The sequence below is a fragment of the Bradyrhizobium oropedii genome (assembly GCF_020889685.1).
GTDB lineage: Bacteria > Pseudomonadota > Alphaproteobacteria > Rhizobiales > Xanthobacteraceae > Bradyrhizobium > Bradyrhizobium oropedii.
In genome coordinates this window covers 45066-57728 of the sequence record NZ_JACMYO010000029.1, presented here as the reverse complement: position 1 = coordinate 57728, position 12663 = coordinate 45066, and the positions used below count along the sequence as shown (strand labels likewise).

At 66.0% G+C, this 12663-nt stretch carries 9 protein-coding genes and 1 pseudogene; 1 reads left to right on the top strand and 9 read right to left on the bottom strand.

Features of this window, described 5'->3' with window-relative positions:
• Positions 1–139: 139 nt before the first annotated feature.
• Positions 140–1510 (bottom strand): MmgE/PrpD family protein, encoded by a 1371-nt coding sequence (locus tag H8A95_RS11130; RefSeq protein WP_229183213.1) that lies wholly within the window; start codon positions 1508–1510, stop codon positions 140–142.
• Positions 1511–1657: 147 nt separating this feature from the next.
• Here H8A95_RS11130 and H8A95_RS11125 point away from each other — a divergent pair, with 147 nt between their 5' ends.
• Positions 1658–2797: an FUSC family protein gene (locus tag H8A95_RS11125; RefSeq protein WP_229183212.1), complete on the top strand. Its 1140-nt coding sequence runs from the start codon at positions 1658–1660 to the stop codon at positions 2795–2797.
• Between the two features lie 7 nt (positions 2798–2804).
• Here H8A95_RS11125 and H8A95_RS11120 read toward each other — a convergent pair whose 3' ends face one another.
• The 8 genes and pseudogenes from H8A95_RS11120 to dnaN form a co-directional block, all read right to left on the bottom strand.
• Positions 2805–3461, bottom strand: coding sequence for a 2-hydroxychromene-2-carboxylate isomerase (locus tag H8A95_RS11120; protein ID WP_229183211.1), 657 nt, complete (start codon positions 3459–3461; stop codon positions 2805–2807).
• Between the two features lie 3 nt (positions 3462–3464).
• Positions 3465–3938 (bottom strand): DUF2867 domain-containing protein, encoded by a 474-nt coding sequence (locus H8A95_RS11115; RefSeq protein WP_229183210.1) that lies wholly within the window; start codon positions 3936–3938, stop codon positions 3465–3467.
• On the bottom strand, positions 3935–5353 hold the full coding sequence (locus H8A95_RS11110; protein ID WP_229183209.1) for an MATE family efflux transporter: 1419 nt from the start codon (positions 5351–5353) through the stop codon (positions 3935–3937). The genes H8A95_RS11115 and H8A95_RS11110 overlap by 4 nt, the downstream gene beginning before the upstream one ends.
• A gap of 57 nt (positions 5354–5410) precedes the next feature.
• Positions 5411–6703: a UDP-N-acetylglucosamine 1-carboxyvinyltransferase gene (gene murA / locus H8A95_RS11105; protein ID WP_229183208.1), complete on the bottom strand. Its 1293-nt coding sequence runs from the start codon at positions 6701–6703 to the stop codon at positions 5411–5413.
• Positions 6704–6936: 233 nt separating this feature from the next.
• Positions 6937–9372, bottom strand: a complete 2436-nt coding sequence (gene gyrB, locus H8A95_RS11100; RefSeq protein ID WP_229183207.1) for a DNA topoisomerase (ATP-hydrolyzing) subunit B — start codon at positions 9370–9372, stop codon at positions 6937–6939.
• A 229-nt stretch (positions 9373–9601) separates the two neighbouring features.
• Positions 9602–10738, bottom strand: coding sequence for a DNA replication/repair protein RecF (gene recF, locus H8A95_RS11095; RefSeq protein WP_229183206.1), 1137 nt, complete (start codon positions 10736–10738; stop codon positions 9602–9604).
• Between the two features lie 73 nt (positions 10739–10811).
• Positions 10812–11178: pseudogene (locus H8A95_RS11090) on the bottom strand (endonuclease domain-containing protein).
• Positions 11179–11319: 141 nt separating this feature from the next.
• A complete protein-coding gene (gene dnaN / locus H8A95_RS11085; protein WP_229183205.1) occupies positions 11320–12438 on the bottom strand; it encodes a DNA polymerase III subunit beta in 1119 nt (372 codons plus the stop codon).
• Between the last annotated feature and the right edge of the window lie 225 nt (positions 12439–12663).

The following is a 12663-nucleotide window of genomic DNA, read 5'->3' as shown; positions in this document are numbered from 1 at the left end:
CCACAAATGCCGCTCATTGCGAGACGCTGGAACGACGAGTCCCGTTCACAACATCTGCTGCGGAGTATGGGTCCCTGCTTTCGCAGGGACAACAGCGGCATATGCCGCGTCGACTCTGCTTCAGATGAGGGGGCCTCGCTTACTGCCGTCCCAACTGCGTTGCCTGCTCAACGCGGTCGAACCGTTCCAGCGTCAGGATCGCATCCGCGAGCTGATCGGCGCGCTTGTCGAGCACCGGGCGGGCCAGCGTCAGAAACTTCTGCTGCATCGCCTGCGCATCGGGGAACGAGGTCGGCTCGCCGGATGGATCGGCATAGAGGCGCTCATGCACGCCGTCGTCAGTGGTGATCGAGACGCGGGCGCCGAACGGGTGGGTGCGGCCGACCTCGAGGCGGTCGTCCTGCACCACGTCGAACTTGTCGGCGAGCGCGTCGATCGCCTTGTCGCCCAGCCGGTCGTAATCGTCCCAGCCGAAATGGCCCTGATCGAGTGCGATCGCGCCGGTGAAGAACATCGAGAACTGGCCGCCGACCACCGAGGTCGGGTGGCGCTTGGTGGCGGCGTCGCCGGTCAATGTGATGCCGTTGCGGTGCAGGCCGATCTCGACCTTCCTGATCTGGTCCGGCGTCAGATTGTGCTCGCGCCGCATCGCGATCAGCGCGTCGATCGCGGCGTGGGTGTAGCGGCAGCTCGGATAGGGCTTCACGCCGATCTTCAGCGTCTCATAGGTGTGGCCCAAGTCCGCCACCGCCTTGTCCGGATGCGCATCATCGGTATAGCCGACCAAAAGGCCATGCTTGCCTTCGACCGACTCGCTCGAACCGATGAAGTCGTTGCGTGCGAGGGTCGCTGCGATCACGCCGTTCATCGCGGCGGCGCCGACCTGGTAGCGCTTGTTCCAGGCGCCGTTGACCAGGAATTGCAGCGAGCCCGCGGCCTGGCTGCCGGAGACGCCGAACGCGGAGATGATCTGCTCCTTCGAGAGGCTGAACAGCTTGGCCGCCGCGGCTGCCGCGCCATAGGTGCCGGCCGTCGCGGTCGGGTGGAAGCCGCGGGCATAATGCGAGGTCGGATCGAGCGCGTTGCCGAGCCGGCAGCACACTTCATAGCCGGCGACGATCGCGGTCAGCACGTCGCGGCCGGAGGCGCCGACCATCTCGCCGACCGCGAACGCGGCGGGCACCACCGGCGCACTCGGATGCAGCGAGGAATCGGCATGGGTATCGTCGAAGTCGAGCGAATGGCCGAGCGCACCGTTGAGCAGCGCCGCCACCGCCGGGGTCCAGGTCTTGGTGTCGCCGAACACCGTAGCCTCGCCCTTGCCGTCCAGCGCCAGCGCCTCCAGCATCTTCATCAGCGCGGGCGTCGATTCCGCATCGCGGCGGGCCCGGATGGTGCTGCCCAGGAAATCCAGCGTCAAAACCTTGGCGCGCTCCAGCACCTCCGGCGGAATGTCCTCGAATTTCAGGTCGGCGACATAGGCGGCGAGCGTTGCGGTTTCGTGGGCCATCGTGTTTCCTCAATCTTGCGGCGCAGGGTAGGCGGGCGGGTTTGGCCTTTCAAGCCACCTTGCCGCCGCGGGCAGCAGCCATGCTTCAGGTCGGTTAGCTTCAAGTCATGTAACACGGGCCTTTCCATTGATTGCGGATCAGGGTGCATGAGGACCTTCGCAAAACGCATGTTCGACAAGCTTTGGACCCGCAAGACGCAGCTGGCGCTGGCGGTCCGGATCGCGTCTGCCGGCGTGGCGGCCTATACCATCGCGCTGGCGCTCAACCTCATGCTGCCGCTCTGGGCGGTGTTGACCTCGCTGATCGTCACGCAAATGAGCGTCGGCCGCTCGCTGAAGGCGACCCGCGACTACATGCTCGGCACCATCGGCGGTGCCATCTATGGCGGTGCGATCGCGGTGCTGATCCCGCATTCCGGCGAGGGCAGCCTGCTGGCGCTGCTGGTCTTGGCGATCGTGCCGCTGGCATTCATCGCCGCGCTTAATCCGAGCCTGAACTCGGCGACGGTGACGGCGGTGATCGTGCTGCTGCTGCCGACGATGCATCACTCCAACCCGCTCGACTCCGCGATCGATCGCGTGCTCGAGGTCACGGTCGGCGCGCTCACCGGCCTTGTGATTTCGTTCCTGGTGCTGCCGTCGCGCGCGGTCAGTCAGATCAGGGTCAATGCGTCGAAGCTGCTGGAACTGCTCGCGGCGGCGTTCGCCGAGTTGCTCGCCGGTCTGACGCGCGGCCTCGACAACGACGCGCTGCACCGGATCCAGGATGGCATCGGCACCGCGGTGACCAATCTGCACGCGACCGGGCTCGAGGCCGAGCGCGAACGCACCATGCATCTGTCGTCAGGGCCGGACACCGGTCCGCTGCTGCGAACGATCCAGCGGCTGCGGCATGACGTGGTGATGATCGGGCGTGCTTCGGTCGTGCCGCTGCCGGCCGATATCCAGGCCAGGCTGGCGCGGCCATTGGCCGACGTCAGCAACGCCATCGTGACTTACATGGTGGCGGTCGCGACTGCCTTGCGCGCCGGCAGCGGCCCGGCCGACATGGCGCCGGTCGATGCCGCGCTGCATGCCTACAGCGAGGAGGTTGCCGCGGTGCGCAGCGAGGGCCTGACCCGCGGCCTTCCGGTCGATGCCATGGAGCGGTTCTTCGCGCTTGGATTTTCGCTCGACCAGATGCGGCAGAACCTGAACGACCTCAAGCGCTGTCACGGCAATTGGTGCACGAACGAGGATGCCTCGGAGAAGGTCGTCACTGAGACACCGGAGAAGAGCGCGGCGTGATCCCGCGCTACGCCGTCCGGCGCGTCAGGCCCTTGCTCTGCATGCGCCAGATCAGGAGATCGATGCGGTCCTGACCGAAGAACGGCTCGTCCTCGAAGACGAAGGTCGGCACGCCCCAATGGCCGGAGGCGGCGTGCGCGTCCTCGTTGCCCTTGATGACCTGCTCAAAGCGATCGGGATCGGCGGCGATCGCCGCATCCATCGCAGCGAGATCGAAGCCGGCGGCATCAGCCGCTTGTGCCAGATGATCGCCCTCGTTCCAGCCCTTGACCGAGCCGTCCCACAGCACGCGGCTGATGGCGGAGGTGAAGGCGAGCGATCGTCGCTCGAGCTGGGCGGCGGCGCCGAGCCGGGTCAGGCGGTGGATGTAGGGCTGATGCGTGGCGACGTCGAGCGTCGTCATGTCCTGCACGATCGGGTCCGGGCGCGGAAAGCGGAACGGGATGTTCTCGTGCTTGGCGACGCGGCTGGAGTCGAGCACGACATAGCGAGCGAAACGCGGATCGGTCTTCTTGAAGAAGCCGGGCACGCGCACCGCGAGCGGATAAACCGGCCGCAGAGTAACCGCCACATCGTAGTCGGCGACCATCTGCAGCGTCTTCGGCAGCGCCAGATAACTGTAGGGGCTGCGGAACGAGAAGAACAGGTCGACCGACAGGGTCATGCGCTAGCCGCCAGCCTTGCGCAGCATCACGGGCACGATCAGGCGGTGGAACGGCATGATCACTGCGAGATAGGTGCGCCCGAGCCAGTTGTGGGTGAGCACCAGCGTGGTCGCGGTGATGCTGCGCGCGGGCCCTGCGGGCGCGACGTCGACGACAAGCCGGAAGTCGAGATGCTTGTCGTTGAAGCCCGCGACCAGCCGCTCCGGGGTTTCGCTGACCACCGGAAAGATCCCGATCATGTCGCACGCCACGCCTTCAGTCGCGCCCGAGGTCTTCAGGCCGAATGGCGCGACCAGGAGATTGCGCAAGGCAACCAGCCATTCGAACCAGCGCGGCTGCCCTGCCACCATCGCCTCCGTCGCGTGCCGCGCATCGAGGTCGGGGCGCGTGGTCGCAATCCTGAACGCATCGGCAAACTGCGCGCCGGCGAGCAGCGCAGCGGAATCCACGTTCGGCGTGACCTCATCGACCCTCATCCAACCAGTCTGCGTGCCAGAAGGCGGAAACGCAAGATCAGGAGGGTGGCATAAACCGCGGTCCCGAGCGACAGCCCGATCCAGACGCCGGGGGCGTTGAGCCTGGCCCAGAACGCAAGCGCGGAGGCCGAGGCGAAGCCGATCAGCCAATAGCTGATGACGGCGAACAGCAGCGGCACTTGGGTGTCGTTCATGCCGCGCAGCGCGCCGGCGCAGGTGGTCTGGACCCCGTCGGCGATGAAGAAGGTCGCGCCGATCAAGAGCAGCGCTGCGGTGAGCTGCGCGGTGGCGTCAGAGGCCTCACCGAGGAACAGCGCGGCGATCTCGAAGCGGGCCAGGATCACCGCGAGCGTCATGATGCTCATGAAGACGCCGCTGAGCCCGACGGCGACGAAGCCGGCGCGCTGCACCGCGTCGGTGTCGCGGCGGCCGACGGCCTGGCCGACCCTCACGGTCGCAGCCATGCTGACGCCGAACGGCACCATGAACAGGATCGCCGCGATCTGCAGCGCGATCTGGTGCGCGGCCAGCGCCGTGGTGCTGATCAGCCCCATCAAGAGGCCGGCCGCGCCGAACAGGCCGTATTCGAGCAGAAAGGCGATCGAGATCGGCGCGCCGACCGCGACAAGCTTGCCCATCAGCGGCCAGTCGATACGCCAGACGCGGCTGAAGACATGGTACTTGCGGAACGGGCGGCGCCGCGCCGCGAACCACACGCCGGCGAGGAAGGTGCCGAGATTGACGATCGTGGTCGCAAGTCCGGCGCCGAACATGCCGAGTTCGGGCATGCCCCATTTGCCGTAGAGCAGCAGGTAGACCATCAGCGCGTTGGCCGGGATCGCCGCAAGTGTGATCCACAGCACCGGCTCCGGCCGGTTCACCGCGCTCATGAAGCCGCGGATCGCGATGAACCACAGCGCCGGCAGGATGCCCCAGGCGAGCCCGAACAGATATTGCTGCGCCTGATGTGCGGTGGCCTGGGTCTGGCCCAGCGCGAGCAGGATGCGCTCACCATGGAACGGCAGCGCCATCAGCGGCAGCACCATGAAGAAGCCGGCCCACAGGCCGACGCGCAGTGCGCGCCGCATCACGCGCGGGTTGCGGGCGCCGAACGCCTGTGCGGCCAATGGCGAGACCGCCGACATCATGCCCATGCCGATGGTGAAGCTGACGAAATACACGGTATGCGCCAGCGCGGCGGCGGCGACGTTCTCGCTGCCGAGCCGTCCGATGAAGGCGAGATCGGTCGTCATCATCGCGATCTGCCCGAGCTGCGTCAGCGCAAGCGGCACCGCGAGCTTCAGCGTTTCCGCGAGCTCGGCCGTGAGCAGCTTGCGAGGTACGGCAAACGCCGCCCCGGAGGGGACGACGGCCGCGCGCGCTGCGGCCGGGTCGATCTTGTCGATGCAGGTCATGACGGCACGTCTAGCACGGCAAACCGGCCGGAAGGATGGCCAAGCTGCCGCAGGGCACTACGATCGGGCCGGAATCCGCTTGATCTTGGCGCCGAGCGCGTTGAGACGCTCATCGATCCGCTCATAGCCGCGCTCGATCTGGTCGGCGTTGTTGATGGTGGAGGTGCCGTTGGCGCACACCGCCGCCAGCAGCATCGCCATACCGGCGCGTATGTCGGGCGAATTCATCGGCGCGCCGCGCAGCCGGCTCGGACCGGCCACGATCGCGCGATGCGGATCGCACAGCACGATCCGGCCGCCCATCGCGATCAGATTGTCGACGAAGAACATCCGCGACTCGAACATCTTCTCGTGCATCAGGATGACGCCGTCGCACTGCGTCGCGGTGACGATCGCGATCGACATCAGGTCGGCCGGGAAAGCCGGCCAGGGTTGGTCCTCGAGCTTCGGCACGTGGCCGCCGAAATCGTCGTGGATCTTCATGGTCTGGTTCGACGGCACGACGAGGTCGTCGCCCTCGACGCCGCAGACGATGCCGAGCCGCTCAAAACCCATCCGGATCGAGCGCAGATGCTCGACACCGGCGCGCGCGATGCGCAGCGGCGAGCGGGTCACCGCGGCAAGCCCGATCAGCGATCCGACCTCGATATGGTCGGGCTGGATCGCGAAGGTCGTGCTGCCGAGCGTGGCCGGCCCGTGCACGATGATGGTGTTGGTGCCGACGCCTTCGATCCTGGCGCCGAGCGCAACCAGGAAGTTGGCGAGATCCTGCACATGCGGCTCGGAGGCCGCGTTGCGCAGATAGGTGGTGCCGCGGGCGGCGACGGCGGCGACCAGCGCGTTCTCGGTCGCGGTGACGCTGGGCTCGTCGAGGAACACATCGGCGCCCTTCAGCTTCGAGGCGCGGAATTCGAGCCGGTGTGTCGCGGTGACGGTGGCGCCGAGCTGCTCGAACGCCAAAAAGTGCGTGTCGAGCCGACGGCGGCCGATCACATCGCCGCCGGGCGGCGGCAGTGCGACCTCGCCGCAACGGGCGAGCAGCGGACCCGCGAGCAGGATCGAGGCGCGGATGCGTGCGCACAGAACCGGGTCGAGATCGGCGGCGCGGATCTCCTTGGCATGAATTTGCAGCGTGTTGCGTTCGGTCCATTCGGCGCTGGCGCCGACCGAGCGGCACAGCTCGACCAGCGTTTCGGTGTCGCGGATGCGCGGCACGTTGGTCAGCGTGACCGGGTGTTCGGTGAGCAGGGCAGCGGCGATGATCGGCAGCGCGGAGTTCTTGTTGCCCGACGGCTCGATGGTGCCCGAAAGGCGGCGGCCGCCTTCGACGATGTATTGGATCGGCGGCACGCGGAATGTCCCCTAACGCATCATGCAGACTTGATTCAGACTTGGATTCAAACTCGGCCATTCAAAATTCCATAACGGAATCAATGGCTGTCCGGCACCGTAACACAACTCCCGGCGCGGCTTCCACCCGAAAGGTAGCCACGCAACAGTACCGGTCGCGTTGTCACGGATACGTCATTCTCGCCGCGCCATCGCGTCGGAAAGCGCATGCCCGTCTGATCGCGAGCAGCGTCCTAGATGTCGATGGTGGCGCTGAGCGAATTTTCCTGGATGAAGTCGCGGCGCGGTTCGACCACGTCGCCCATCAGCTTGGTGAAGATATCGTCGGCCTCGTCGACCTCCTTGACCTTCACCTGGAGCAGCGAGCGCGCGTCCTTGTCCAGCGTTGTCTCCCAGAGCTGCTCCGGGTTCATCTCGCCGAGACCTTTGTAGCGCTGCAGCGAGATGCCCTTGCGGGCGGCGTCGGTCACGGCCTCGAACAGGTCGACCGGACCATGGATGATCTGCTCGGCGTCCTTGCGCCGGAGCTTGCCCGCGCGCACGTAGATCTCTTGCAGCTCGGTGGCGTATTCATCGAGCTTGCGTGCATCGGCCGAGCCGAGAAAGGCGTCGTCGATCACGGCCGCTTCCTTGACACCGCGCACGGTGCGCTCGAACTGGAAACCCTGGCCTTCCGTGAACGTGCCGATCCATCCGCGCTCGACCTCGTCGGCGACGGCGTCCAGCCGTTTGGCGATATACTCGGCGGCCGAACTGGCGGTCGCGATGTCGCTGGTGATCCTGGGGTTCAGCACGCCCGCGATCGCGGCCTGCTCGATGACCGCGCGATTGTAGCGGCTGTGCAGGTTGCGCAGCACGGAGCGGATGATCCTTGCGTCTTCGACCAGCGCCAGCAAGTCGCGGCCCGAGCGGTCGTCGCCGGAGGCCGGCTTGAACACGCATTCGTCGAGCCCGGTCGAGATCAGATAATCCTCCAGCGCGCGCTCGTCCTTCAGGTACTGCTCGGACTTGCCGCGCGAGACCTTATAGAGCGGCGGCTGGGCGATATAGAGGAAGCCGCCATCGATGATCGAGCGCATCTGACGATAGAAGAAGGTCAGCAGCAGCGTGCGGATATGGGCGCCGTCGACGTCGGCGTCGGTCATCACGATGATCTTGTGGTAGCGCAGCTTGTCGACCGAGAAATCGTCGCTGATGCCGGTGCCGAGCGCGGTGATCAGCGTGCCGATCTGCTCGGACGACAGCATCTTGTCGGGGCGCACGCGCTCGACATTGAGGATCTTGCCGCGCAGCGGCAGCACCGCCTGGAATTCGCGGTTGCGGCCCTGCTTGGCGCTGCCGCCTGCCGAGTCGCCCTCGACGATGAACAGCTCGGATTTGGCCGGATCCTTCTCCTGGCAGTCGGCGAGCTTGCCGGGCAGCGAGGAGACGCTGAGCGGATTCTTGCGCGTCAGCTCGCGGGCCTTGCGCGCAGCCTCGCGGGCTGCGGCGGCCTGGATCACCTTGCCGACGATTTCCTTGGCTTCCTTCGGATTCTCCTCGAACCAGGCGGCAAGCGCCTCGTTCAGGACGTTCTCGACCACCGGTCGAACCTCCGAGGACACCAGCTTGTCCTTGGTCTGCGACGAGAATTTCGGATCGGGCACCTTCACCGACAGCACCGCGGTGAGGCCTTCACGGCAATCGTCGCCGGTCAGCGCGATCCTTTCCTTCTTCGCATTGGCCTCGGCATAACCGTTGACCTGGCGCGTCAGCGCGCCGCGGAAGCCGGCCAGATGGGTGCCGCCGTCGCGCTGCGGGATGTTGTTGGTGAAGCACAGCACGTTCTCGTGGTAGCTGTCGTTCCACCACAGCGCGGCTTCGACGCCGATGCCGTTGGCTTCCGAGCGCACCATGATCGGCGCCGGCACGATCGCCTTCTTGTTGCGGTCGAGATATTTGACGAACTCCTCGACGCCGCCGGAATAGTGCATCTCCTCGCGCTTCTCGACCGCGTGGCGCATGTCTGAGAGCACGATGTGGACGCCGGAATTGAGGAATGCGAGCTCGCGCAGCCGGTGCTCGAGCGTGGCGAAATCATATTCGACGTTCTTGAAGGTCTCGGTCGAGGCGAGGAAAGTGACCTCGGTACCGCGCTTGCCCGGGGCGTCGCCGACCACCTTGAGCGGCGCCACGGCATCGCCGTGCGCGAACTCGATGTAGTGCTCCTTGTCGTCGCGCCAGATGCGCAAGCCCAGCTTGCTGGACAGCGCGTTGACGACGGAGACGCCGACGCCGTGCAGGCCGCCGGAAACCTTGTAGGAGTTCTGGTCGAACTTTCCGCCGGCGTGGAGCTGGGTCATGATGACCTCGGCCGCCGAGACGCCTTCTTCCTTGTGGATGCCGACCGGAATGCCGCGGCCGTCGTCATACACGGTGACGGAATTGTCGGCGTTGAGGGTGACAAGGACGCGGCTCGCATGGCCCGCCAAGGCCTCGTCGATCGCGTTGTCGACGACCTCATAGACCATGTGGTGCAGGCCGGACCCGTCATCGGTGTCGCCGATATACATGCCGGGCCGCTTGCGGACGGCGTCGAGGCCCTTCAGCACCCGGATCGATTCCGCACCATATTCGGCCGGAACGGGATGCTCAGATTCGGCAGGGGTCTGCCGGGCAGGTTCAGTCATGTGAGGCCTTCGAGGATGTCCCGAATCAGCTGCACATTATGAGGCGCTGATTCCGCTATTTGTGCCATGAAAGAGGTGTTGCGCCTAGCGCAAAGTCTCTCTCTGCAAACTATTGAATAGATAGGATTTTTTAGGCCTTTTTCAAGGTCTGCAGAGGCCGATTCCGGAGGCGCTGAAAAGCCCGATTCGAAGGCAGACTCGGGGCCCTTTCGGAGCTTGCTCCGCGGCCTCAGCCGCGCCGCGTGGCGCGGCCGGATTCGACGTCGAAAATCTCCCCTCGCGGACCGATCTCGACGAAAGCCGCGGGGTCGGCGCCGGTCATCCAGACCTGCGCACCGAGCTTGCCGAGCTCCTCGAACAGCGCCTTGCGTCTGTTGGGATCGAGATGGGCGACGACCTCGTCGAGCAGCAGCAGCGGCACGATGCCGGTCATCTCGGCAACCATCGTGGCGTGCGCCAGCACCAGCCCGATCAGCAGCGCCTTCTGTTCGCCGGTCGAGGCGTCGCGCGCCGGCATGTTCTTCGGCGCGTAGACCACCTGCAGATCGGTCAGATGCGGGCCGTCCAGCGTGCGTCCGGCGGCGGCGTCGCGCGGACGGCTGGCGCGCAGGACCTCGCGATAGCGGTCTTCCACGGCGGTCGCGGGCTCCTGCAGCAGCGCATTCTCCATCCAGCCATCGAGCATGATCTCGGCGGAGGGAAAGGCGGAGGCCGCGCCGCGCTCGCGCAACATCACCGCGAGCTTGGCGGCGGTCTGGCCGCGCGATGCGGCGACCGCGACCGCAAGCTCCGCGGTCTCGCGCTCGATCGCATCACACCAATGGTCGTCATAGTTGCGTACCTCGAGCAGCCGGTTGCGCGAGCGCAGCGAACGCTCCAGTGCGGAGACGCGGCTGGAATGCTCGGAATCGATGGCCAGCACGAGGCGGTCGAAGAAGCGCCGCCGTTCCGACGCCGCGCCCATGAACAGGCCGTCCATCGCGGGCGTCAGCCACACCATGCGCAGATGATCGCCGAACGCGGTCGCGGAGCCCACCGGTTCACGATCGATGCGGCAGCGCCTGGTGTTGCTCGCCTCGCCCGTCGGCGGATCGATGCCGGTACCGAGCGTGGCGAGGCCGAGCGCGCCCTCGACTTCGGCCGAGACCGCCCAGGAGCCGTCGCCCTGATTGTCGGCGATGTCCTCCAGGGTCGCGCGGCGCAGCCCGCGGCCCGGCGACAGGAACGAGACCGCCTCCATGCAATTGGTCTTGCCGGCGCCGTTCGGCCCGACCAGCACCACCATGTCGCCCGCGACCTGCAGCGTCGCCGTCCGGTAATTGCGGAAATGCGTCAGCGACAGGCGATGAATGCGGGACGGGGTCATCTATCTTCCTTGCCCTCTCCCCCTGTGGGAGAGGGTGGCGCCTCACGAAGTGAGGCGACGGGTGAGGGGTATCTCACAGCTCGGCAAGCTTGGCGATAATGTCTTCCAGCACTGCCTCGGGCGTCCGCAATACGTCATTGTTCCAGTAGCGCAAGACCTGAAAGCCTTCCGCTGCAAGCGCGTCAGTTCTGGGTGCGTCACGTGGCGACGAAGTGTGCTGACCGCCGTCGATCTCGATGACGAGGCGCTTCTCGAAGCACGCGAAGTCGAGAATGTAATTTTCGAAATGGAACCTGTCTGCGGAATTTCAAGTGCGACAGGCGCCGATCACGGAGCAGGCGCCACATCTTCGCTTCAGCGTCGGTCGGCTCCTGGCGCATCTTCCTGGCGAAGGTGCGGAGCCGTTCATCGGTTGGGCGATGGTGCGGCGTGCGCGGCACCAACCCCTCACCCGGCGCCTTTGGCGCCACCCTCTCCCGACGCAAGTCGGGCTTGCCCGACTTGCGCAAATTTACGATGCGCAATCGGGGAAAACCCCGGTTGCGTGGGAGAGGGTGCAGTTGCGCATGTGGAGGGAATCATCACACCCGCATCGGCATCAGCACGTAGAGCGCGCCCTTGCTGTCCTTGTCCTGCACGAGCGTTGGCGAGCCGGGATCGGCGAGCTTCAGCACTGCGACTTCGCCCTCGATCTGGGCGGCGATGTCGAGCAGATAGCGCGAGTTGAAGCCGATATCGAGCGCGTCGGAGGCGTACTCGACCTCGAGCTCTTCGGTGGCGCTGCCGGAATCCGGGTTGGTGACCGAGAGCACCAGCTTGCCCGCGGACAACGCCAGCTTCACGGCGCGGCCGCGTTCGCTGGAAATGGTCGAGACGCGGTCGACGGCGGCCTCGAAATCCTTCTTGTCGACGACCAGTTCCTTGTCGTTGTTCTGCGGAATGACGCGGCCATAGTCGGGGAAGGTGCCGTCGATCAGTTTCGAGGTCAGCACCACGTTGCCGAGCGTGAAGCGGATCTTGCCATCCGACAGTTCGATCGAAATCTCGGCATCGTCGCCCTCGATCAGCCGCTGCACCTCGCCAACCGTCTTGCGCGGGACGATCACGCCGGGCATGCCGGTCGCGCCCTTGGGCAGCGCCAGGTCGATCTGGGCCAGGCGGTGGCCGTCGGTCGCGACGCCGCGCAGGGTCGCCGCCTTGGCGCTGCCGGCCGCGTGCAGATAGATGCCGTTGAGGTAGTAGCGGGTCTCTTCGGTCGAGATCGCAAACTGGGTGCGGTCGATCAGGCGCTTGATGTCGGACGCCGGCAGCGAGAACGAATGCGTCATATCGCCGGCGGCGAGGCCGGGGAAATCGCTCTCGGGCAGGGTCTGCAGCGTGAAGCGCGAGCGGCCGGCACGCACGGCGAGCACCGAGCGGTCGCCGTCGGCCTCCAGCACGATCTGCGAGCCGTCGGGCAGCTTGCGGACGATGTCGTAGAACATGTGCGCAGGCACGGTGGTCGAGCCGGCGGTTCCGGTCTCGGCGGCCAAGGTCTCCGTCACCTCGAGATCGAGGTCGGTCGCCTTCAGCGACAATTTGGCGCCCTCGGCGCGGATCAACACGTTGCCGAGGATCGGGATGGTGTTGCGGCGCTCGACCACGCGGTGAACGTGACCCAGCGATTTCAGGAGTTGCGCGCGCTCGACGGTGACCTTCATTGCAATACCCGCCAGATCCCTCAGATGGAAAAGCCGGGCGGCCGTTCAGGGCAGCACCGCGGCATTGGAAACCCGAAAAGCCGGATCAATACCGGATTTGATCAAACCCACGGGGGGACCGCAAGGTGGCTCGGATGAGCGGCCGGTGCAAGGGATACGGGCGCGAAACGGGCCCCGTTCCCCACGTTTTGGGTCGGAAAAAAGTTTAGCCCTCCCCTTTGGTTA